We start from the raw sequence: 20,993 nt of genomic DNA on the forward strand, positions 1-20,993 counted from the left end.
TGGAACCTCCTCGTTCATCTGTCGGCACCAACACAACAGTGGCGCCACAGACCCGAGGAAATCCACGGGTTCGTGGTGATCATGTTGGTGATCCACGCTACGCCGTAGAGCGTTCAATCATTATGAAGCGGAGGTTCCAGCTCTGACCAGACCTACCAAGCCCTACACCTCATATCGTCTAGGCAGGCAGCGCTTCGTGCTGGCCAAGGCCAGCCACCTTCGAACGGCGCTTGGCCCGGGCACGGATTAGTTCGGCCGGGTGACCTTCAGGATGCGGAAGCCCTTGGAGCTGGTCTCGCGGGTGATGCTCCAGTCCGTTGGCAGCTGCCCCACCAGCCACTTCTGCAGTGAATCGCTGCCCAGGTTCTTTTGGACCACCATCCACGCTTCACCGCCCGGAGCCAGCCGGGGCAGCCACTTCAGCAGCAGCTCGTGCAGCGCGTCCTTGCCGATGCGGATCGGCGGGTTGGACCAGATGGTGTCGAATTGCAGGTCATCCTCGAGCCCGTCGGGGTCGCTGATGGTCAGGTTCTCCAGTCCAAGCGCCTGGGCGTTGAGCCGGGCCAAGTCGATGGAGCGCTCATTGACCTCAACCCCGTAAACCTTCGAATCCGGGTTCTGCAGTGCCGCGGTCATGGCGACCGGACCCCAGCCACAGCCGATGTCCAGGACGGTGCCGCGTGGGGCCGGCACGTGCTCCAAGAGCACCGCGGTGCCCTTGTCCAGCCCGGTGGGGGAGAAGGTCCCCGAAGCGGTTTGCACCTGGTACTTCTGGCCGTTGAGCTCGACCGTGATGGTGCGCCGTTCATCGGCGGACGCGGGTGTGGCGCTGAAGTAGTGATCCGAGCTCATACACCGAAGATTATCCCGGAGTGTTCACGGCCAACAAACGATGTGCGCTACGCAATATCGCCAGGACCGGGCAACTGGTACAATTTCTGGCATGATCCTGATTTTCGTCTAACACCGTCAGCACGGTAACCCGCGAATCCCGCTAACAGCCCGGGCATATTTCTGATGCCCCCAGCGTTGAGATTCCATGGACGACATCAGGGTTTTTCTCTTTGGACTGCTTCCCTTCCTTGCCCAGCTCTCAAGGTGAAGTGTTTGCCAGGGATCTTAATTTCCCTTGTTCCAGCGTGTTGCCGATTCGAATCATTAATCAGCAGCGAACAGCGCAAGGAAGACAACCATGTCGAATCACATCGAACGTCCCCGTGGCCAATCGCCAACCGGGGGCAGCGAGCACTATTCTGGAATGTACAGCACTTCAAAGGGGAACATGACCAATACCGAGTCCAACGAGAACAACTCGCCGATGGATGACGAGCAGATCCAGGCCGCCATCGACCGGATCCTGGCTGCCGACAAGCAGCAGACGCCGACCACGCACCGGTTCGCCGCCGAGGACGAAGAGGACATCTTCGCCAACCGCGCCACCGCCCTGGACAGTTTCGTCCAGGAGCACACCGAATACGACGGCTTCCAGGAAGATCTGGCCGATCGTCGCGCGCTGCGCCGCGTAGCCGGGTTGTCCACCGAACTCGAAGACGTCACCGAAGTTGAAAATCGCCAGCTGCGCCTGGAACGCGTGGTGCTGGCCGGGGTCTGGTCCGAAGGGACCGCCCAGGAGGCCGAGAACTCGCTGCGCGAACTGGCCGCGCTGGCCGAAACCGCCGGTTCGGAAGTCCTGGACGGGGTCGTGCAGCGTCGCCTGAAGGTCGACCCGAATACCTACCTGGGATCGGGCAAGGCCGAGGAGCTGCGCGGCATCGTCGCCGACACCGGGGCGGATACCGTGATCGTGGACGCGGAGATCGCGCCCTCCCAGCGCCGTGCGCTGGAGGACATCGTTAAGGTCAAGGTCATTGACCGCACCGCACTGATCCTGGACATCTTCGCCCAACACGCCAAGTCCCGCGAGGGCAAGGCCCAGGTGGAACTGGCACAGCTGGAGTACCTGCTGCCGCGCCTGCGCGGTTGGGGCGAGTCGATGTCCCGCCAGGCCGGTGGCCGGGTTGGCGCCGCCGGCGGCGGCATCGGTTCGCGCGGTCCTGGTGAAACCAAGATCGAAATGGACCGCCGGCGCATTCGCGACCGGATGGCCAAGCTGCGCCGCGAGATCAAGGGCATGAAGCCGGCCCGCGAGGCCAAGCGCGCCAACCGCAGGCGCAACGAGGTCCCCTCCGTGGCGATCGCCGGGTACACCAACGCCGGCAAGTCCTCGCTGCTCAACCGGCTGACCAACGCCGGGGTGCTGGTGGAGAACGCATTGTTCGCCACCCTGGATCCCACCGTGCGCCAGGCGGCCACCGAGGACGGGTTGACCTACACACTGGCGGACACGGTTGGTTTTGTCTCCAACCTGCCCACCCAGCTGGTGGAGGCGTTCCGCTCCACGCTGGAGGAGATCGCCGACTCGGATCTGATCCTGCACGTGGTGGATGCCTCCCACCCGGATCCCGAAGGCCAGATCGCCGCGGTGCGCAAGGTGCTCACCGAGGTGGAGGCCATGCACATCCCGGAGATCATCGTGCTGAACAAGGCCGACGTGGCCGACCCGTACGTCATCGAACGGGTGCGCAACCGCGAATCAAACTCGGTGGTGGTCTCGGCCTACACCGGGCAGGGCATCGACGAGCTGCTTGCCAAGATCAGCTCCTCGATCCCGCGGCCGGACATCCAGCTTGAAGTGCTCATCCCGTATGAGCGCGGGGACCTGGTGGCCAAGCTGCACCAGGCCGAAGCCGAGATCCTGGACAGCGAGCACCAGGAATCGGGCACCCGCATGATCGTCAAGGTCCGCAAGTCGCTGGCTGCGGAGTTGGAGCAGTACAACATTCATGGATAAGCAGAAGCAGGCGTTGGACCTGTTGGAGACCGCCGTGTCCTCCATGGGCGGCCAAAGCCGCACCGGGCAGCAGGAAATGGTGCGCCAGGTGGTGCGCGCCCTGGAGGAGGACGAGCACCTGCTGGTGCAGGCCGGCACCGGTACGGGCAAGTCGATGGGGTACCTGATTCCGGCCCTGGCCTACGCCCAGACCTCGGCCAAGCCGGTGATCGTCTCCACCGCCACCCTGGCGCTGCAGTCCCAGATTGTGGGCCGCGATGTCCCACGCCTGCTTAACGCCCTGAAGGGCAAGCTTTCGCGTCCCATGGACGTCTCCCTGCTCAAGGGCCGGGCCAACTACCTGTGCCAGTACAAGCTCGGCGGCGGGTACCCGGATGACGAGGGCACGCTGTTCGCCATGGACGAGGCCCCGGCCGCCGGCCAGGTCTTCTCCCCGCTGGCAACCGAGGTCATGAAGCTGCGCGAGTGGGCCGAGGAAACCGAGACCGGGGACCGGGACGAACTGGTGCCCGGGGTCTCGGACAAGGCCTGGCGCCAGGTCTCGGTTTCCGCCATGGAATGCCTGGGCTCCCAAAAGTGCCCGATGGCCGATGAATGCTTCTCCGAGATGGCCCGGGCCCGGGCCGCCGAGGCCGACGTGGTGATCACCAACCACGCATTGCTGGCGGTGTCCGCGTTCGAGGGGCTCTCGGTGCTGCCGGACTTCGATGTGGCGATCATCGATGAGGCCCACGAACTGCAGGACCGGGTCACTTCCTCGGTGGCCAGCGCGTTGTCTCCGCGCACCGTGCTCACCGCCGCCGGGTCGATGAAGCGCCACTGCGCGGTCAACGTCGATGAAATGGTCAACGCCGCCAACCGGCTGGACAAGGCGCTGTCCGGGCAGGCCACTGGCCTGCTGGAACGCGGCCTGGACGAGGCCAGCGGGATTGCACTGAACGACATCGCCGAACAGGCCCGGGTCATCCTGTCCCTGACCAAGCCCGAAGCCGGGGATCCGGTGGACGGTGGCCGGCAGACGGCCCGCTCGCAGATGCAGGCGGTGCTCGATGACTCGCTGCGGATGCTGGAGCACGAGGAACGCCGCGAGGTGATTTGGACGTCACGGCCGCGTGAGTTCGTTGAGGGCCGTGGCTATGTGGAGGCCGATGAATCCACCCCCGCCACCCTGAACGTGGCGCCGCTGTCGGTGGCCGGCAAATTGCGCGAGGGCCTGTTTGACGGGCGCACGGTCGTGCTCACCAGCGCCACCCTGGCCATCGGCGCCCAGTTCGACTCCGTCGCCGGGGCGCTGGGCCTGATGGGGGAGGGCGCCCCCTCCTGGCAGGGCGTGGACGTGGGCAGTCCGTTCAACTACCCCAAGCAGGGGATCCTGTACGTGGCCAAGCACCTGCCCAAGCCCGGGCGGCAGCTCAGCGCCGAAACCCTGGATGAGATCGAGGATCTGATCGAGGCCTCCGGGGGAGGGGCGCTGGTGCTGTTCACCTCGAAGCGCTCGGCCGAGGAGGCGGCGGCGATCCTGCGCCCGAAGCTGGACGTGCCGATCCTGTGCCAGGGGGAGGCGAGCATGAAATCCCTGGTCGCCGACTTCAGCGCCGACCGGGATGCGTGCCTGTTCGGCACCATGACCCTGTGGCAGGGGGTGGACGTGCCGGGGGACGCCTGCCGGCTGGTGATCATCGACAAGATCCCGTTCCCGCGCCCCGATGACCCGATCTCCAAGGCCCGCACCCAGGACATCGCCCGCCACGGCGGCAACGGATTCATGCAGGTCTCCGCCGCCCACGCTGCGGTGCGCCTGGCCCAGGGGGCCGGACGCCTGATCCGGTCGATCAACGACAAGGGCGTGGTGGCGGTGCTGGATTCCCGGATGGCCACTGCACGCTACGGCGGCTACCTGAAGAGCTCGCTGCCGCCGATGTGGCCCACTCCGGACAAGAAGGTCATCCTCGGGGTGCTCAAACGGCTGAACCCGAACAAGTAGCCGGGGCCGGCCGCCCCCGCCCGGGTCAGCCGCGCAGGCGCACCAGAACCTTTCCATGAAGCCCACCGGCCTCCACCAGCCGGTGGGCTTCGCCAGCCTGCTCCAAGGGCAATTCGCGATCCACCCGGTACTTCAGCTCCCTCGTGGCCAGCAACTCATTCAGCGCGGCGGCCGCCGCAGAAAGTTCCTCGGCTCTCGCGTTCGAGACGGCGAAACCCTTCACGCTCACATCCCGGGTGTAGAGCGCACCGACCGGAATGCTGGCCTCGGCCTGCAGGCCCGCGGAAATCAACACGGTGCCCCGGTTGGCCAGCGCCGGGATAAGCTGGGCCAGCTGCTGGTGACCCGACGTGTCCCACCAGATCGCGGCACCTTCGGGCACATGGGAGGCCACCGCTTCGATGAGGTCGGGCCGGGCATAGTCCAGCACGGTGTCAGCCCCCAAATCCCTGACCCAGGAATGATCCGCCGGGGCGGCGCTGGCAATCACCCGGGCGCCCCGGGCGCAGGCAAACTGCACGGCTGCACTGCCCACGGCACCGGCCGCCCCACCAATGAACACCGACTGCCCGGCGGCCAGCGGTGCGCTGCGCCCCAGCCCCAGCCACGCGGTGGTCATGGCATGGGACAGCGCCACCACGCCGCGCAAATCCGCCACGTTCTGCGGGAGCGTGAAAAGCCGTGCGGCCGGCACCACGCAGAATTCGGCAAAGGACCCCTGCCGCCTGTCATACCCCAACGAGTTTGACCAGACCCGGTCCCCGACGCTGAACCCGGTGACCGACTCACCCACGGCCTCGACCGTGCCGGCCACATCCCGGCCGATGATGAACGGGGAAGGAAGCTCGGTGGCGTACGCGCCGGAACGCACAAAGGTGTCCACATGGTTCACGCAGGAGAACTCGGCGCGCACCAACACTTCGTCCGGTTGCGGTCTGGGAATCGGAACCTCACGCACCGCAATGGATTCAGCCGGACCGGGAACATCGATAACCGCTGCACGCATCATGTCTCCAGCATGCTCCCGCGGCCGACGCCAAGCCAAGTACGGCGGCAAATGCGCGCGCTGGGCGGGAAACGTAGACTCGTCACAGAACACCGCCGCACCCGGTGGTTGCCCACCGACCCCCGTCAGGTAGAGGAGCAGTGCATGACCCACAGCTGGACCGCGCTGGCCGACAACGCTGCCCGTGATGTCAACGACCGTTTCGGGCACCGGCTCATGGGGCTGCCCGGCACCTGGATCGGAGCGTTGCGGGCACCGGTTCCCACCCCTAACGCGCCGGCAGCCCGTGGGCGCCGGATCCGAGGGGACGCCCCATGGTCTGAATGGCACTACTGGTGGCAGGCCCACTACCTGGACGCGATCGTGGACATGGGGTGTCACTATGTGCGGGCCGGCGCACCCGAGGCAGCCAAGGCCGAGGTGCGCCGCGGGCTGCGGCTGCTGCGCGGGATCAAGATCCGCAACTTCGGGGTGTTCCCGAACTATTTCTTTGATGACATGGCCTGGCTGGCGCTCTCCAGCCACCGGCTGAACGCGCTGTGCCTGGAACTGCACCAGCAACCGGCAAAACTTGCCCAGTCGGCGGTGGACTCGCTGACCCGCCAACTGCGCAGCGGTCAGGATTCGGTGCTTGGCGGTGGTCTGTACTGGTCACGCAAACGCGCGTTCAAGAACGTGCCGGTCAACGGCCCCGCGGCCCTGCACTTCGCCCGCATCGGGGACCGGAAAACCGCTGCCTCGCTGGTCGACTGGATGCGCGAGAAGCTCTTCGACCCCACCCTGGGCCTCTACCTGGATGGGATCTATCTGGTTAACGCCGGACATCGGCTCGAAGGACAGATCTACACCTACAACCAGGGCCCAATCCTTGGGGCCTGGCTGGAGCTCGGGGACGAACGGTACCTGCGCCAGGCCGCCGACCTCATCGACGCGGTGGACCGTGGGCTCACCGTTCCACAGCAGGGGCTGCGCCTGGAACAGGGCGGGGATGGGGGCCTATTCACCGGAATCCTCTGCCGCTACCTGGCGCTGGCCGCTACGGATCACCGACTGCCGCAGCGGGCGCGGCAAACCGCCGCGCGGCTCGTTTCCGATACCGCCGCCACCGTCCTGGACAAGCAGACGGCCCAGCTCTCGGAAGCCGTGCAGCGCTGGAGCATCCTCTCGGCCGCAGCGGTCGTCACGCAGAGCACCGACCTGAAACGAAGGACCTCATGAGCCTTCCACCGCAGGACTTGCCTCCGGCACGCAGCGGACTCATCGCAGTGAGTTACGTGATCTTTCGCCAAGCCGACGCCGTGTTGCTGCAACAGCGGCGAGGCACTGGTTTCCTGGACGGGTACTGGGGCGCTGCCGCCGCCGGGCATCTGGAGAATGGGGAAAGCGCAGTAGCGGCAGCCATTCGAGAAGCCGGCGAGGAGCTGGGTGTACGGGTCCGCGAAGAACATCTTCACCCCCTGACGGTGCTGCAGCGCCCGGCTGCGGTCAAGGAACAGCCCGGCCGCGTCGACTTATTTTTCGAATGCCGCACCTGGCAGGGCACACCCGAGATCCACGAGCCGGACAAAGCCGTGGATCTTCGCTGGTTCAGGCTCGATGACCTGCCAATCCCCGTGGTGCCCCACGAAAAGGTGGTCCTTGAACAACTGCGCCTGCCACTGCCGGCCTTCACCTGCCTCGCTCCCTAGCGGACGTTATCCGGATGAATTGATTCCCGGCTTGGGTGGGAGCGTCGAGCAGAGCCAAAACAAGATCCCGGTGTGCCGCGTTTGGTAACGCGAAACACCGGGACTGTGCCGAAGGTGGCAGGAAGGCTAGAGCGAACGCATCACCGAAACAACTCGGCCCATGATGGTGGCGCTGTCGCCCAGAATCGGTTCGTAGCGCGAGTTCTGCGGAAGCAGCCAGGTGTGGCCATCACGCTGGCGGAAGGTCTTGACGGTGGCTTCCTCATCCAGCAGGGCGGCAACGATGTCGCCGTTGTCGGCGGTCTGCTGACGGCGCACCACCACCCAGTCGCCGTCGCAAATGGCGGCATCCACCATGGAGTCGCCCGAAACCCGCAACATGAACAGCTCACCGTGGCCCACGAGCTGACGCGGCAGGGAGAAGACATCCTCGACGCTCTGCTCAGCCAGGATCGGACCACCGGCGGCAATGCGTCCAACCAGTGGCACCATCGTGGTGTCCGCCGAGGTGCTTAGCTCAATGACCTTGGTCTCATCGGCCGGCTCCGGCTGGGCGGCCGGTTCCTTGGAAGCGGATTCAGACTCGTCGTTCAGCTGCAGCGGAAGCAGAATTTCCATGGCGCGGGGACGGCGCGGGTCACGGCGGATATAGCCGAGCTTCTCCAGCTGACCCAACTGGTGGGTTACCGAGGAGAGGCTGGCCAACCCGACCGAGTCGCCAATCTCACGCATCGAGGGCGGGTAGCCGTTGTTCCCGATGGCCCGCTGGATGGTTTCCAGGATCTTCTTCTGGCGGATGGTCAGCGACCGAGCATTGGCACGCGGAGTGCGTTGTGATGCTGACATGTAATTTCTGCCTTCCCTAACGATTGCGAGTCATGGCCGAGCGGTCAAACTGTCGGTGCTGACTGTTGTGATGTCTTCATGCTCGATTTACTTCGAAATCCTAGTGGATTTCGAAGCCTCTTTCAAAGATTTGTTCGAACTATCTAGACAAGTGTCGCCGAGCTCTGTTAGAAAAGATGTACTAGATCCGAACATATCTTCGAATGAGATGTTCGAACATTAGAAACTCGCATCACGCTCGTCCTGAGAGGAGATCGGCCATGGCCACTACGGCACTGGATAAAGATCAAAGCACCACACGCATGCGAATCCGCCTGACCCGACGCGGCTGGGTTGTGTTGATCGGGGTTCCGGTCTTCCTGCTGGCCCTGGCCGCAACTTTCCTGCTGACCACGTTCTCCAACTCCGTAATGGCCTCCGACCAGGAGCCAGTAGGCGTTGAAACGGTGGAGGTGACCGTCATTCCCGGGGACACCCTGTGGGACTTGGCCAGCGAATACGCGCAAGGCTACAACCAGGAAGATGCCATTCGCTACATCGGCGAAATGAACTCGCTGCATGGCGGCGTGCTGCAGGCCGGACAAACCCTGCAGATTCCGGTCCTGGACCAGCAGTAGCCCACGGTTCATTGTTACCGCCTGGAGCGTCACTGATTCACTGCCAGCGCCCGCCCCAGCTTAGAATTACCGTGTGAAAGACCGCAGTGAACTGTTAAGTCAACTGCCCTTGCGTGAGAATCTCCGCGGGCTCTCTCCCTACGGCGCGCCGCAAATCGACGTGCCCATCCAGTTGAACGTCAACGAAAATACCCATCCACTGCCGCCGGCCGTGGTCGAGGCAATTGCACAAGAAGTGGCCAAGGCCGCCACCACCCTCAACCGCTACCCGGACCGCGAATTCACCGAACTGCGTGAACTGCTCGCCGACTACCTGGGGCATGAACTGCGCGCCGAGAACATCTGGGCGGCGAACGGCTCGAACGAAATCCTGCAGCAAATCCTCCAGGCCTTCGGTGGACCGGGACGCAGCGTCATGAGCTTCGTACCCACGTACTCCATGTACCCGCTGCTGGCCAGCGGCACCGACACCGCCTTCATCGCCGGAACCCGTGCCGCGGACTTCACGCTCAGCGCCGAATCGGCGGCCAGCCAGGTGCGCGAACACCGCCCGAACATCGTGATCCTCTGCTCACCCAACAACCCCACGGGTACCGCCCTGGGGCTGGATGTCATCCAGGCCGTCTACGAGGCGGCCAGCGAGAACAACGCGATCGTGATCGTCGATGAGGCCTACGCCGAGTTCGCGTTGGCCGGCACCAAGTCCGCGCTGGGCCTGCTGCCCGGCCGCCAGCGCCTGATCGTCACCCGGACCATGTCCAAGGCGTTTGCGCTGGCCGGGGCACGCCTTGGCTATCTGGCCGCGGCCCCTGAAGTCAGTGACGCCATCCGGTTGGTGCGCCTGCCCTACCACCTCTCGGCGGTCACCCAGGCCACCGCGATCGCGGCACTGAAAAACGTGGACGCGCTGCTGGCCGAGGTCGAACAGATCAAGACCCAGCGTGACCGGATCGTCACCCGGTTGACCGAACTGGGCCTGCAGCCCTCGGTCAGCGATTCGAACTTCGTGTTCTTCGGCGGGCTGCAGGATCCGGAAGCGATTTGGCAGGGCCTGCTCGAGGCAGGGATCATTGTGCGTAACAACGGGATCCCTGGCACCCTGCGCGTCACCGCCGGCACCGAGGCGGAAACCACCGCCTTCCTCGACCGGCTCAGCGAGCTGCTCGAACCGGCGCACCAGCAAACTGCCAGAAGCTAGCGAAGGAAGAAGATGTCTGCCGAATCCCTGGGCGGCCGCAAAGCCCGCATGGAACGCGTGACCAGCGAATCGTCCGTGTTCGTCGAACTTGACCTGGACGGCACCGGCAAGTCCGAGATCAGCACCTCCGTGCCGTTCTTCGACCACATGCTCACCGCACTGTCCAAGCACTCGCTGATCGACCTGACCGTGCGCGCCACCGGCGACACCCACATCGACGTGCACCACACCGTGGAGGACACCGCCATCACCATTGGCGAGGTGCTGCGCACCGCCCTGGGCAACAAGGCCGGCATCCGCCGGTTCGGCACCGCCTACGCGCCGTTGGACGAGGCCCTGGCCCGCGCCGTCGTGGACATCTCCGGGCGGCCCTACCTGGTGCACGGCGGGGAGCCGGCCGGCCAGGAATACCACCTGATCGGAGGGCACTTCACCGGGTCGATGACGCGCCACGTCTTCGAGTCGCTGACCTTCCACGCCCAGATCTGCGCCCACATCGAGGTACTCTCCGGGCGCGACCCACACCACATCGTTGAAGCGCAGTTCAAGGCCCTGGCACGGGCGCTGCGCGAAGCGGTGGAAACCGACCCCCGCATGGGGGACCAAATCCCGTCCACGAAGGGTGCGCTGTAGGTGGGAAGTAAAAACGTAGTCGTCCTGGACTACGGGTCCGGCAATGTCCGCTCTGCGGTACGCGCCCTGGAGGCGGCCGGAGCCAACGTGGAGTTGACCGCCAACTCCACCGCGATCCTGGAAGCCGATGGCCTGGTGGTCCCCGGGGTGGGGGCCTACGCCTCGGTGATGCAACAGCTCAAGGCCATTGACGCGCCGCGCTGGATCGGACGCCGGGTTGCCGGCGGCCGACCGGTGCTGGGCATCTGCGTTGGCCACCAGGTCTTCTTCGATGAGGGCGTGGAACACGGGGTGCGCAGCCAGGGACTGGGCGAATGGCCCGGCGTCGTGGAGCGCCTGGAAGCCGAAGTGATCCCACACATGGGCTGGAACACCGTCCAGGTTTCCGAGGGCAGCCGATTGTTCGAGGGGATCGAACAGGAGCGGTTCTACTTCGTGCACTCCTACGGCGTGCGCCACTGGGAGTTTGACATCACCCAGCCGGCGATGAGCGCCCCCAAGGTTACCTGGAGCACCCACGGCACCCCGTTCGTCGCCGCCGTGGAAAACGGACCGCTCTCCGCGGTCCAGTTCCACCCCGAGAAATCCGGCACGGCGGGCAACCGCCTGCTGCGCAACTGGTTGGAGACCCTCTAAACATGTGGACCGTTGTCTTGTTGGGAGTCGGAGCCTTCCTGGCCGGGGGAGCGATCTCCCTGAAAAGCCAGAAAGCCCACATCTCCTGGATCATCGCCTGCTGGGCGCTGGCCGCCATGGCAGTCATTGCCGGGTGGGTCCTGACCCTGTAGCGCCCTACGCCACCGCAGAACACAAAGGAAACAATGAGCGAGCAAACACACCTGGAACTGCTTCCCGCCGTCGACATCGCCAACGGGCAGGCCGTACGCCTGGTCCAGGGCGAAGCCGGCTCCGAGACCGGCTACGGCGATCCGCTGGAAGCCGCATTGGCCTGGCAGAACGACGGCGCCGAATGGCTGCATCTGGTGGACCTGGACGCCGCCTTTGACCGCGGACACAACACCGACATTGTCCAGCGCATCGCCCAGGAACTGCAGATCAAGGTGGAGCTCTCCGGCGGCATCCGCGATGACGCCTCACTGGAGCGGGCCCTGGAATTCGGCGCCACCCGAGTGAACCTGGGCACCGCCGCCCTGGAGAACCCCGAATGGACCGCCAAGGCCATTGAGCGCTTTGGCGACAAGATCGCCGTCGGCCTGGACGTGCGCGGCACCACCCTGGCCGGTCGCGGCTGGACCAAGGAAGGCGGGGACCTGTGGGAGGTGCTCGCCCGGCTGGAGGACGCCGGCTGCCCGCGCTACGTGGTCACCGACGTCACCAAGGACGGCACCCTGCGCGGCCCGAACGTGAAACTGCTGCTGGAAATGTGCGCCAAGACCGACAAGCCGATCGTGGCCTCCGGCGGCATCTCCTCCCTGGATGACCTGCGCGCGCTGCGCGAACTGGTTCCCGAGGGCGTCGAAGGCGCCATCATGGGCAAGGCGCTGTACGCCGGTCGCTTCACCCTGCAGGACGCCCTGGAAGTCGCGGCCGGACGGGCTTAGCTAAGTCGGGTGCAACTGATTAGTTGAATTATGGGTCTCGTGAACACGGAAAGTGTTCGCGGGACCCATACGCCGTTGAAAGACGACTGTCGAGCGACTCCATCCAGCCGTGGTCGGGGTGATCACTGCTGCGCTGACAGGTTCGCGTGCGGGATCAGAGATTCAATTTGACGGACCGTGTCCGGGAGCCCCCCCGCGGGTCTAACGCGTCAATCCAAACATAATCTCCGGGCCTTTCTCACGGCTGTCTGGAGCCTTTGCTCACTCACTAACAACGCCGCCCGTCGTACTGGTTTACTTCTCACGATGACGTGGCATTAGGTGAGCCGACGGCTGAGGTGGAACCTTGAACTGCTGAAGACCCCCGGCTTCTTTTGTTATCAAAATGTCACAATTTTTTAGCTAAACAAATTTGCTTTAAACGCGAACTCATCCAAGACTATTGTTGTATCTTTCACTGTCTGGGGGGGACATCATGAGCACCAATTTTCCGGGGACTCCACCGAGCCCAAAAATGACGAAAACTAATCGAAAACTTTTGCTAGCGCTGGTCCTTTTAGGGTTGCTGCTACTTCTGATATTCCTGCCGGAAGTGGTCCTGCTCCTTGCCTTGTTAGGAGTGGTGCTCGGCGCGATTGCGATCTTTGTCGGCCGCATTCCCTGGGTTGCTCGGTCGAATCGCAAAATGGCTGCCAAGGGCACCGGTATTCTCGCCGGGTTGGTTATCGTCGCCGCGGGCATTATCGGTATTCAGAATCCGGTGCCAGCACCCGAACCCAATGCAGCGCCCGCCGTTCAGCAGAATGATTCTGCAAGCCCGGAACCTGCAGTTGCAACCGAGTCCTCCACTCCGACACCGGCCCCAGTGCTGGATGACTATGTAGGGGACCTTTGCGACGGCGACGACTTAGTGATGGAACAAGGCCACGAGCAACTGTACTGTGACAAGGACGCGAACGGAGCGCTTGTCTGGGTAACCGCTAATGAGCACGAGAAGTTGCTTCTTGCTGAAAAGAAGGCGGCAGACGAGGCTAAGGTCAAGAAGGCAGCAGAGGCTGAGGCCAAGAAGGCGGCCGAGGCGAAGAAAGCCGCCGAAGAGAAGGCTGAACAGGAAAAAGCTGCACTAGAAAAGGCCAAGAAAGAAAAAGCTGCCGCCGCGAAGGCGGCCCAGGAAAAGGCCGCTGCTGAAAAAGCTGCAGCCCAGAAGAAGGCGAAGCAAGAAGCCGAGAAGAAAAAGGTGCGAAAGCCCGCAAGTACACCGAAACCTGCGGCACCGAAACCAGCTCCTAATACTAGCCGTTACTTCAAAAACTGCACTGAAGCACGTAATGCTGGCGCAGCGCCCGTTTATAGGGGCGAACCGGGCTATGGCAAACATCTGGATCGTGACGGTGACGGAGTCGGGTGCGAGTAGAGATAAGACTACTCGGGCTCGGCCTCTGCATCGGACTGCTCGGGGGCTGTGCCGCCCCATCGAGCATTCCGGCGGGAAAAGTGTCGTCAGCCGAGAATCCTTCGAAATTGTCCGAGCCTCCGGCGGAGATTACCATCCGCAAGGAAGCGTTGCCGATTACGATCGTCACAGAGGAACCGGCTCCAACAGCTCAATCTTTGACCGAAGATGAGGTTGTTGAGCAGAGCGAAGAAACTGCCCCGAGCAATCAATCCCAGCAGACGACTTCCAAAACTTCGGATGCAACCGCGATGCTGGGACAGATCGCAATCAAGGGGCGGGCACCCAAAACCGGATATGACCGGAGTTTGTTCGGAAACGGTTGGGGCGATCCGGATCATAACGGTTGCGATGCGAGGAATGACATGCTCGCCCGCGATCTTACGGTGCACACCTACAAAACGGGCACAGCTAACTGCGTGGTTTTGACTGCGACGCTTGAAGATCCGTATACCGGTGCGCTAATCGAGTTCCAACGGGGACAGGGAACGAGTAACGCAGTGCAGATCGACCATGTGGTCGCGCTTTCGGATGCTTGGCAAAAGGGGGCGCAGAAGCTGTCGTCGCAGTCTCGTTATGAATTCGCCAATGATCCGCTAAACCTGCTTGCGGTCGACGGGCCGACCAACGCGTCTAAGGGTGACAGGGATGCCGCCTCGTGGTTGCCACCGAATAGGGGCTTCTGGTGCGAGTACGTGACGCGGCAGGTCGAGGTCAAATATAAATACGACCTCTGGATGACAAAAGCCGAGCACAACGCTAGTGCCCGTGTCCTGCAGAGTCACTGTAACTGAAGGTCCCGGCACATCAGCAGGTGTACATGCCTGCTGTATTCGTTCTGACTAGCTGTATTAACTAAAGGAGTGCCACGGTGGGGTTTACCTTTCGCAAGCGCAAGAAACTAGGCAAGTCGACGACCTTAAACATCTCGAAATCCGGGGCATCAGTTTCTAAGAAGGCTGGCCCGGTCTCGATCTCTTCTCGGGGAACAGTAAACATTCGGTTGGGGAAGGGCCTTTCGTTCCGTAAGAAGTTGTTCTAAGCGCGGGTTGCTTTAGAGCAGCAACCCGGAATAGGAGATGAGAGCAGCAGCTAAAGTACGTGTGTTGAGTGGGCTGGGCCCGGTGGAAGACACCGCGCCCGGCCCACATCACGTTTAACCGAGGTCACAAGCGGTCCGGCGCACTTGCGCGAGCTTATAGCATGGGTACATGAGCTCCACTTCCTCCTCCCTGCCCGAGCCCAAACGCCACCTGCCCGGCCACATCGCCGCGGCCCTGGCGCAGGCCGGCAGCAAGTCCGATTCGGCCGGCCAAAGCTGGGAAGGACGCGACCTGAGCGGGGACGGCAACCCGCTGCACAACTTCGACAAGGACGACGGCCTAGCCAACGCACAGGTCGTCGAGGCCCTGGACCAGCTGCGCGCCGGCACCGGCGATGAGGCCGCGGTGCACCGGGCACTGGCCGACGCCCGGGTGTTTGTCGCCATCGTGGCCCAGCTGGGGGAAGAGGCGATGACCGAGCATGGGTTCGCCTCCGACAAGGAAGCGGACATGGCGCTGGTGAAGATCAAGGCGCCAGATGGCCGGATGGCCCTTCCGGTGTTCACCACCGTGGAACGCCTGCAGGCCTGGCATCCCGAAGCCCGCCCGGTAGCGGTCTACGCCCCGCGCGCGGCTCTGTCCGCGGTCAGCGAGGAAGCGGACCTGCTAGTGCTGGATCCGGGCAGCGACTACACCTTTGTGCTGCGCCGCCCCGGGGTGTGGACCCTGGCCAAGCAGGTGCAGTGGACCCCCAGCTACCTTGACGAACAGCTGGGCGCACTCATCGGCCAGGCGACCGAGGGCCATGACGAACTGCGGCAGGTGCGCGTCGGGCCCGGACACGGCGTCGGATCGCGGGACAAGGGCGGCAAGCCGGTGGCCGGCGGCGGCTCCGGGCCGGAGCTGCTGCTGCAGTTTGTCTTTGCCCCGGGCACAAGTGAACAGCGTGCCCGCGAGGTCACCAATCGGGTCCACGGGACGCTGGCGAACAACCCGCAGTTCGCCGAAGCGGTGGACTCCCTGGAAATCAGCCTGCTGAGCGCACCAAGTTAAGAACCGAGCAAATATGAACCTTTAGGAGGGCAACAGCTTGAGCATGAAACGTTACTGGCAGATCCTTCGCCAACCGGCGATCGGCGGCCTGCTGGTGATCGGAATGATCGCACGACTTCCACACTCGGCGCTGAGCATGCTGCTGTTGCTGCACCTGGTTCTGAACCTGGGCCAGGACTGGGCCTCGGCCGGAATCGTGGTGGCCCTGATGACCGTGGGCATCGCCGTGGGTGCCCCGTGGCGCGGGCACCAGGTAGACCAGTGGGGCCTGCGCCGGGCGCTGATTCCCTCGATCATCATCGAAGTGGCGGTGTGGAGCACGGTGCCGCATGTGCCGCTGGTGTGGATCTATCCGCTGGCGTTCCTGGGCGGGCTGTTCGCCCTGCCGGTCTTCTCCGTGGTGCGCACCGCGCTGGGCGTAATGACCACCGGCGAGCAACGACGCTCCTCCTTCGCCCTGGATGCGATGGCCACCGAGCTGGTGTTCATCGTCGGCCCGGCCTCCGCCGGCATCATCGCCACGCAGCTGGACACCACGCTCGGGCTGACCGCGGTGGGCATCCTCGGTTCGCTGGGCGGGGTGGGGCTGTTCCTGCTGAACCCTCCCACCCGCAGCGAGGATCCCAAGGCGAAGGCCAAGAAGGCCAACGTGCACGAGGAGCGGCTGGGGGCCGAAGCCAGCTTCGTGGCCGCCGCCCCCGCCGGTGTGCACGAGGTGGAAGGCGAGCTGATCGCCGCCGGACGCAAGTCCGCCCGGGCCCGGCTGCGCGAGCGCGGGCGCAAGGTCAAGACCAGCTTCACCTGGATGAGCGCCTCGGTGCTGGCCGTGTTCATCGCCTCGGGCGGTGCCGGCGCACTGCTGACCGGCACCGAGGTGAGCATCGTGGCCGAGCTGGAGCAGCAGGGCAACCCGGGGGACCTGGGCATCGTGTTCCTCTTCTGGTGCGGCGCCTCCCTGATCGGCGGGCTGGTCTACGGCATGATCGAACGCCGGATCTCCCCGCTCGTGCTGCTGCTGGGCATGGCGGTGCTCACCATCCCGATGTACTTTGCCACCGACACCTGGTCCCTTGCGCTGCTCTCCGCGCTGCCCGGCCTGCTGGTTGCCCCGACCTTGTCCGCGGCCTCGGAATGGCTCACCGATCTGGTGGCCGAGCACCGTCGTGGGGAAGCGATGGGCTGGTACGGTTCGGCGATGACCGCCGGTACCGCGCTGGGATCCCCCGTCACCGGCGCCGTGGTGGACCTGGCCGGTCCGGCCGCCGCGTTCGCCGCCGTCGGGGTGATCGCCATGGTGGTGGTGCTCGCCGCACTGATCGCCCAGCAGATCCGCCGCCGCATCCGCCGCAAGGCCCGGCGCAAGCTGGTCCAGGTGCGGTAGTGCACGGCCGAAGAGAAACCGGGGGCGCGGCAGGAAAATCCTGCCGCGCCCCCGGTTGCATCATGTAATTTTAATCGCAGCCTCGGCTGCCGGTGCCCCGCTCAGGGACTAGCTGACCGGGCCGGTGAACTTCTCGCCCGGGCCCTTGCCCGGCGCATCCGGGATGATCGAAGCTTCCCGGAAGGCCAGCTGCAGGCTGCGCAGACCATCGCGCAGGGGAGCGGCGTGCTGCGAGCCGATCTCCGGCGCCCCGGCGGTGACTAGGCCTGCCAGTGCGGTGATCAGCTTGCGGGCCTCGTCCAGGTCCTTCAGCTCGGCGGCGTCCTTGCCTTCGGCCAGGCCGCACTTCACGGCGGCGGCGCTCATCAGGTGCACCGCGGCGGTGGTGATGATTTCAACGGCAGGAACCTCGGCGATATCGCGGACCTGCTGATCGACGGCCTGCTGCATTGAATTGGAATCTTCGGTACTCATACTGCTAAGCTTGTCACAGACCGACTCGATTGGGTTACTTGGTTCTGGCCTGAAACAGGTTATGTGACCAAGGGATCATGATCGAGACATGCAAGTGGAGGCCATCTCCCACCCGCTGTCGCCGTGCAGGCGTCCGGGTACTTCGGCGGGAATCCCTCACGGGGATTCCAAGGCAGCAGGGTTCAGCAGAACCCTTGGTGCTGTAGTCGACTTTGTGGCCTTCGCCTGCATCAGCAGCGGAGGCCTTTTTCGTTGCTGGGCAGCACTACTTACGACTAACAGGAGTTACACATCAGCGATCCACGCATTAACGAGCGCATTCGCGTACCTGAGGTACGCCTCGTTGGCCCAAATGGTGAACAGGTGGGAATTGTCCGCATCGAGGACGCCCTGCGCCTGGCTCACGAATCCGATCTCGACCTGGTCGAGGTGGCCCCCAACGCCAAGCCTCCAGTGTGCAAGTTGATGGACTTCGGCAAGTACAAGTACGAAGCCGCCGTCAAGGCACGCGAGGCCCGCAAGAACCAGACCAACACGGTCCTGAAGGAAGTCCGCTTCCGCCTGAAGATCGACAAGCACGACTACGAAACCAAGGTCGGCCACGCCCTGCGCTTCCTGGGCGCCGGTGACAAGGTCAAGGCCATGATCCAGTTCCGTGGACGTGAGCAGCAGCGCCCGGAGATGGGCATCCGCCTGCTGGAGAAGTTTGCAGAGGACGTTGCGGAAGTTGGAGCCGTTGAGTCCAACCCGCGCATCGATGGCCGCAACATGGTCATGGTGGTCGGTCCGCTGAAGAACAAGGCCGAGGCCCGTCGCGAACAGCAGCAGAAGTCCGGCGGTCGTGGTTCCAAGCGCCGCGTCGCCACCGACGCTCCGCAGGAAACCTCGGGGCAGAACGTGGCCTCCTCCATGGACGACGAGGCTCGCGCCAAGCTGGAGCAGGCACGGGCCCAGGCCGAGGGCGAGGCGTAAGCCGAGCCCTCCGGGTTCCCCCGGAACCCGCCGCCTTCAGGGCGAACGGTCCTTCCTCCGCGGAAGGGCCGCACTAGAAAAGAACAACAGCGGTCGTCTCGCTTTGAGGGGCCCGCTTCGGATGATCCCCGACGGGTCCGGCACGGATCCGATCGGAGCACGTAAGGAGAACGGCAGCTATGCCGAAGTTCAAGACTCATAGTGGCGCCAAGAAGCGCTTCAAGGTGACCGGCAGCGGAAAGCTGGCGCGTCAGCAGGCCAACCGCCGCCACTACCTGGAGCACAAGTCTTCCCGCATCACCCGTCGCCTGGCCTCTGACCAGCTCGTTGCCAAGGCCGATGTGAAGACCATCAAGCGGATGCTGGGCCTCTAGGCCTTCCCCTTCGCAAGCATTACTCGGGGAAGCCTTACCCCAACCAACCACTAGTTTTCACCGCCGGAGAAGGACCTTCGCCAGCGGGAACAAGATTTGAAGGAGTACACACGTGGCACGTGTGAAGCGGGCAGTCAACGCCCATAAGAAGCGTCGCGTCGTAATGGAACGCGCCAAGGGTTACCGCGGTCAGCGTTCGCGCCTTTACCGCAAGGCCAAGGAGCAGCTGCTCCACTCGTTCGTATACAGCTACAACGACCGCCGCAAGCGCAAGGGCGACTTCCGCCGCTTGTGGATCCAGCGCATCAACGCCGCTGCCCGCGCCAACGGCATGACCTACAACCGCCTGATCCAGGGCCTGAAGGCCGCCGAGGTCGAGGTTGACCGCCGCATGCTGGCCGAGCTGGCCGTCTCCGACGCCAACGCCTTCGCCGCGCTGGTCCAGGTAGCAAAGGGTGCCCTGCCGGCTGACGTCAACGCCCCAAAAGCGCCTGAGGCAGTAGCCGCCAAGGCCCCGCAGGCCGCCGCCGCCAAGGCTGCCGCCCCGAAGGCTGAGAAGGCTCCTGCCGCTGCTTCCGCCCACACCTCGGCCTCCAAGGCCGAAGCCGCCGGTGGCATCAAGGCCATCGAGGGTCAGGACGCTCCGGAAGGCTTCGTCATCAAGGGCAACTCCGGCTCGAACAAGTACCACGTGCCGGGTTCGACCTGGTACGAGCAGACCACTGCCGAGTACTGGTTCAACTCGATCGAGTCCGCCAAGGCCGCAGGCTACGAGCCCGCCGGTGGCGAAGCTCGTCAGCAGATGAAGTAAAGCCTTACTCATCCTTCACCACCCGGCACCGGTGCCAGGCGCCGGATGCGGGTGAGGAAACACACCAGCGGGTGCAGACCATAACCATGGTCTGCACCCGCTGGTGTTCTGCCCGGCACCGTATTTGCCGGTATTCTCGAATCATGACCAGCTATGAAGAACCGGTGATGTCCAACCTGCGGGCCGACAAGGTCAAAGCCGTCGCCCGGCTGGCCACCCGCGCCGGACGCAAAGCCAGCGGACACTACCTGGTCGAAGGCCCGCAGGCCGTGCGCGAGGCGCTGAAGGCGCACGCCGCCACCGGTCAGGTGCTGGTCTCGGTGTACGCCACCGAACACTTCCTGGGCTCCTCCTCCGAATTCAGCGAACTGCTGCAGGACGCCCAGATCCCGGCCCGCACCGTCACCGAACAGGTGCTCGCGGCCATGGCCGACACCATCACCCCGCAGGGCATCATCGCCGTCGCCCGGCGCAACGAACCGGACCTGCGGGAACTGTTTGACTCCGCACCGCGGCTGATCGCGGTGCTCTGCCGGGTGCAGGACCCGGGCAACGCCGGCACCATCCTGCGCGCGGCCGACGCGGCCGGGGCGGACGCGGTGCTGTTCACCAAGGGCAGCGTGGACATCTACAACCCCAAGACGGTGCGCTCCACCGTCGGCTCGCTCTTCCACCTGCCGGTGATCGGCAACGTGGACTTCGCGGAACTGACCTCCACCGCCACCCTGCACGGCATCCAGCTGCTGGCCGCCGACGGCTACGCCGAACACGACCTGGACACCCTGCAGGACCAGGCGGTGCTGCGCCGCGCCGGGCAGGGCGGGGAACCGGCGGCCGGGCAGCCGGCCCTGGACGTGCCCACCGCCTGGCTGTTCGGCAACGAAGGCCAGGGGCTGGACGAGACCGAAAAGCAGGCCGCCCACCACAGGATCGCCGTGCCGCTGTACGGGGTGGCCGAATCCCTGAACGTGGGCACCGCCGCCACCGTCTGCCTGTACGCTTCGGCAAGGGCGTTGCGCCCCTGACCCGGTTGCTGACATAGTCCGA

General features: G+C 64.4%; 23 protein-coding genes. 19 read left to right on the forward strand and 4 right to left on the reverse strand.

The window, feature by feature from the left end:
- Positions 1 to 246 precede the first annotated feature (246 nt).
- Entirely contained in the window at positions 247 to 852 is a 606-nt protein-coding gene (locus FDN03_RS03875; protein WP_138174301.1) for a methyltransferase, read from the reverse strand.
- A gap of 430 nt (positions 853 to 1,282) precedes the next feature.
- Between FDN03_RS03875 and hflX the strand changes: the two genes are divergently transcribed.
- A complete protein-coding gene (gene hflX / locus FDN03_RS03880; protein ID WP_138174303.1) occupies positions 1,283 to 2,851 on the forward strand; it encodes a GTPase HflX in 1,569 nt (522 codons plus the stop codon).
- Complete coding sequence (locus FDN03_RS03885) at positions 2,844 to 4,835, forward strand: ATP-dependent DNA helicase (RefSeq protein WP_138174305.1); 1,992 nt, start codon at positions 2,844 to 2,846, stop codon at positions 4,833 to 4,835. Before hflX ends, FDN03_RS03885 begins: the two co-directional genes overlap by 8 nt.
- A 25-nt stretch (positions 4,836 to 4,860) precedes the next feature.
- Here the strand turns inward: FDN03_RS03885 and FDN03_RS03890 are convergent, their stop codons facing one another.
- Positions 4,861 to 5,844, reverse strand: a complete 984-nt coding sequence (locus tag FDN03_RS03890) for an NADPH:quinone reductase (RefSeq protein ID WP_138174307.1) — start codon at positions 5,842 to 5,844, stop codon at positions 4,861 to 4,863.
- Positions 5,845 to 5,985: 141 nt separating this feature from the next.
- Between FDN03_RS03890 and FDN03_RS03895 the strand changes: the two genes are divergently transcribed.
- Positions 5,986 to 7,059, forward strand: coding sequence for a glycoside hydrolase family 76 protein (locus FDN03_RS03895; protein WP_138174309.1), 1,074 nt, complete (start codon positions 5,986 to 5,988; stop codon positions 7,057 to 7,059).
- Positions 7,056 to 7,529, forward strand: a complete 474-nt coding sequence (locus FDN03_RS03900; protein ID WP_138174311.1) for an NUDIX domain-containing protein — start codon at positions 7,056 to 7,058, stop codon at positions 7,527 to 7,529. Before FDN03_RS03895 ends, FDN03_RS03900 begins: the two co-directional genes overlap by 4 nt.
- 126 nt (positions 7,530 to 7,655) lie before the next feature.
- Here the strand turns inward: FDN03_RS03900 and lexA are convergent, their stop codons facing one another.
- Positions 7,656 to 8,375, reverse strand: coding sequence for a transcriptional repressor LexA (lexA, locus tag FDN03_RS03905; RefSeq protein ID WP_138174313.1), 720 nt, complete (start codon positions 8,373 to 8,375; stop codon positions 7,656 to 7,658).
- A 260-nt stretch (positions 8,376 to 8,635) separates the two neighbouring features.
- Here lexA and FDN03_RS03910 point away from each other — a divergent pair, with 260 nt between their 5' ends.
- From FDN03_RS03910 to FDN03_RS03955, 11 genes are all read left to right on the forward strand, one after another.
- Entirely contained in the window at positions 8,636 to 8,992 is a 357-nt protein-coding gene (locus tag FDN03_RS03910; protein ID WP_171021121.1) for a LysM peptidoglycan-binding domain-containing protein, read from the forward strand.
- 73 nt (positions 8,993 to 9,065) lie between these two features.
- Positions 9,066 to 10,190 (forward strand): histidinol-phosphate transaminase, encoded by a 1,125-nt coding sequence (locus tag FDN03_RS03915; protein WP_138174317.1) that lies wholly within the window; start codon positions 9,066 to 9,068, stop codon positions 10,188 to 10,190.
- 12 nt (positions 10,191 to 10,202) lie between these two features.
- Positions 10,203 to 10,823 (forward strand): imidazoleglycerol-phosphate dehydratase HisB, encoded by a 621-nt coding sequence (hisB, locus tag FDN03_RS03920; protein WP_138174319.1) that lies wholly within the window; start codon positions 10,203 to 10,205, stop codon positions 10,821 to 10,823.
- Positions 10,824 to 11,459, forward strand: coding sequence for an imidazole glycerol phosphate synthase subunit HisH (gene hisH / locus FDN03_RS03925; RefSeq protein ID WP_138174321.1), 636 nt, complete (start codon positions 10,824 to 10,826; stop codon positions 11,457 to 11,459). It begins immediately after the preceding gene.
- A 2-nt stretch (positions 11,460 to 11,461) separates the two neighbouring features.
- Positions 11,462 to 11,611 carry a hypothetical protein gene (locus FDN03_RS16385; protein WP_171021122.1) on the forward strand — a complete coding sequence of 50 codons (150 nt, stop codon included), beginning with the start codon at positions 11,462 to 11,464 and terminating at the stop codon, positions 11,609 to 11,611.
- Between the two features lie 33 nt (positions 11,612 to 11,644).
- The gene (gene priA, locus FDN03_RS03930) at positions 11,645 to 12,385 is read left to right on the forward strand and encodes a bifunctional 1-(5-phosphoribosyl)-5-((5-phosphoribosylamino)methylideneamino)imidazole-4-carboxamide isomerase/phosphoribosylanthranilate isomerase PriA (RefSeq protein WP_138174323.1); all 741 of its coding nucleotides are present in this window, start codon (positions 11,645 to 11,647) and stop codon (positions 12,383 to 12,385) included.
- Positions 12,386 to 12,860: 475 nt separating this feature from the next.
- A complete protein-coding gene (locus FDN03_RS16730; protein WP_246049777.1) occupies positions 12,861 to 13,799 on the forward strand; it encodes an excalibur calcium-binding domain-containing protein in 939 nt (312 codons plus the stop codon).
- Between the two features lie 107 nt (positions 13,800 to 13,906).
- Positions 13,907 to 14,632, forward strand: coding sequence for an HNH endonuclease family protein (locus tag FDN03_RS03940; RefSeq protein ID WP_246049778.1), 726 nt, complete (start codon positions 13,907 to 13,909; stop codon positions 14,630 to 14,632).
- A gap of 77 nt (positions 14,633 to 14,709) precedes the next feature.
- Positions 14,710 to 14,880 (forward strand): DUF4236 domain-containing protein, encoded by a 171-nt coding sequence (locus FDN03_RS03945; RefSeq protein ID WP_138174325.1) that lies wholly within the window; start codon positions 14,710 to 14,712, stop codon positions 14,878 to 14,880.
- A gap of 169 nt (positions 14,881 to 15,049) precedes the next feature.
- Positions 15,050 to 15,934, forward strand: coding sequence for an SseB family protein (locus tag FDN03_RS03950; RefSeq protein ID WP_138174327.1), 885 nt, complete (start codon positions 15,050 to 15,052; stop codon positions 15,932 to 15,934).
- A gap of 43 nt (positions 15,935 to 15,977) precedes the next feature.
- A complete protein-coding gene (locus FDN03_RS03955; RefSeq protein ID WP_138174395.1) occupies positions 15,978 to 17,315 on the forward strand; it encodes an MFS transporter in 1,338 nt (445 codons plus the stop codon).
- A gap of 108 nt (positions 17,316 to 17,423) precedes the next feature.
- Here FDN03_RS03955 and FDN03_RS03960 read toward each other — a convergent pair whose 3' ends face one another.
- Positions 17,424 to 17,789: a DUF1844 domain-containing protein gene (locus FDN03_RS03960; protein ID WP_138174329.1), complete on the reverse strand. Its 366-nt coding sequence runs from the start codon at positions 17,787 to 17,789 to the stop codon at positions 17,424 to 17,426.
- Between the two features lie 291 nt (positions 17,790 to 18,080).
- Here FDN03_RS03960 and infC point away from each other — a divergent pair, with 291 nt between their 5' ends.
- The 4 genes from infC to FDN03_RS03980 all read left to right on the forward strand — a co-directional run bounded on the left by infC (position 18,081) and on the right by FDN03_RS03980 (position 20,971).
- On the forward strand, positions 18,081 to 18,761 hold the full coding sequence (infC, locus tag FDN03_RS03965; protein WP_138174331.1) for a translation initiation factor IF-3: 681 nt from the start codon (positions 18,081 to 18,083) through the stop codon (positions 18,759 to 18,761).
- 179 nt (positions 18,762 to 18,940) lie between these two features.
- On the forward strand, positions 18,941 to 19,135 hold the full coding sequence (gene rpmI / locus FDN03_RS03970; protein WP_138174333.1) for a 50S ribosomal protein L35: 195 nt from the start codon (positions 18,941 to 18,943) through the stop codon (positions 19,133 to 19,135).
- Between the two features lie 112 nt (positions 19,136 to 19,247).
- A complete protein-coding gene (gene rplT / locus FDN03_RS03975) occupies positions 19,248 to 19,946 on the forward strand; it encodes a 50S ribosomal protein L20 (protein ID WP_138174335.1) in 699 nt (232 codons plus the stop codon).
- 143 nt (positions 19,947 to 20,089) lie between these two features.
- Entirely contained in the window at positions 20,090 to 20,971 is an 882-nt protein-coding gene (locus FDN03_RS03980; RefSeq protein WP_138174337.1) for an RNA methyltransferase, read from the forward strand.
- The last annotated feature ends 22 nt before the right edge of the window (positions 20,972 to 20,993 follow it).

The sequence above is a fragment of the Glutamicibacter sp. V16R2B1 genome, assembly GCF_005774635.1.
GTDB lineage: Bacteria > Actinomycetota > Actinomycetes > Actinomycetales > Micrococcaceae > Glutamicibacter > Glutamicibacter creatinolyticus.

Bases quoted from the DNA above. Each gene is read 5' to 3' on its own strand.
- FDN03_RS03900 (WP_138174311.1), top strand. From the start codon at position 7,056: ATGAGCCTTCCACCGCAGGACTTGCCTCCGGCACGCAGCGGACTCATC.
- FDN03_RS16385 (WP_171021122.1), top strand. From the start codon at position 11,462: ATGTGGACCGTTGTCTTGTTGGGAGTCGGAGCCTTCCTGGCCGGGGGA.
- hisB (WP_138174319.1), top strand. From the start codon at position 10,203: ATGTCTGCCGAATCCCTGGGCGGCCGCAAAGCCCGCATGGAACGCGTG.
- FDN03_RS03950 (WP_138174327.1), top strand. From the start codon at position 15,050: ATGAGCTCCACTTCCTCCTCCCTGCCCGAGCCCAAACGCCACCTGCCC.
- FDN03_RS03960 (WP_138174329.1), bottom strand. From the start codon at position 17,789: ATGAGTACCGAAGATTCCAATTCAATGCAGCAGGCCGTCGATCAGCAG.
- lexA (WP_138174313.1), bottom strand. From the start codon at position 8,375: ATGTCAGCATCACAACGCACTCCGCGTGCCAATGCTCGGTCGCTGACC.
- FDN03_RS03910 (WP_171021121.1), top strand. From the start codon at position 8,636: ATGGCCACTACGGCACTGGATAAAGATCAAAGCACCACACGCATGCGA.
- FDN03_RS03885 (WP_138174305.1), top strand. From the start codon at position 2,844: ATGGATAAGCAGAAGCAGGCGTTGGACCTGTTGGAGACCGCCGTGTCC.
- FDN03_RS03875 (WP_138174301.1), bottom strand. From the start codon at position 852: ATGAGCTCGGATCACTACTTCAGCGCCACACCCGCGTCCGCCGATGAA.
- rpmI (WP_138174333.1), top strand. From the start codon at position 18,941: ATGCCGAAGTTCAAGACTCATAGTGGCGCCAAGAAGCGCTTCAAGGTG.
- FDN03_RS03955 (WP_138174395.1), top strand. From the start codon at position 15,978: ATGAAACGTTACTGGCAGATCCTTCGCCAACCGGCGATCGGCGGCCTG.
- hflX (WP_138174303.1), top strand. From the start codon at position 1,283: ATGACCAATACCGAGTCCAACGAGAACAACTCGCCGATGGATGACGAG.
- FDN03_RS16730 (WP_246049777.1), top strand. From the start codon at position 12,861: ATGAGCACCAATTTTCCGGGGACTCCACCGAGCCCAAAAATGACGAAA.
- priA (WP_138174323.1), top strand. From the start codon at position 11,645: ATGAGCGAGCAAACACACCTGGAACTGCTTCCCGCCGTCGACATCGCC.
- FDN03_RS03890 (WP_138174307.1), bottom strand. From the start codon at position 5,844: ATGATGCGTGCAGCGGTTATCGATGTTCCCGGTCCGGCTGAATCCATT.
- FDN03_RS03980 (WP_138174337.1), top strand. From the start codon at position 20,090: ATGACCAGCTATGAAGAACCGGTGATGTCCAACCTGCGGGCCGACAAG.
- FDN03_RS03895 (WP_138174309.1), top strand. From the start codon at position 5,986: ATGACCCACAGCTGGACCGCGCTGGCCGACAACGCTGCCCGTGATGTC.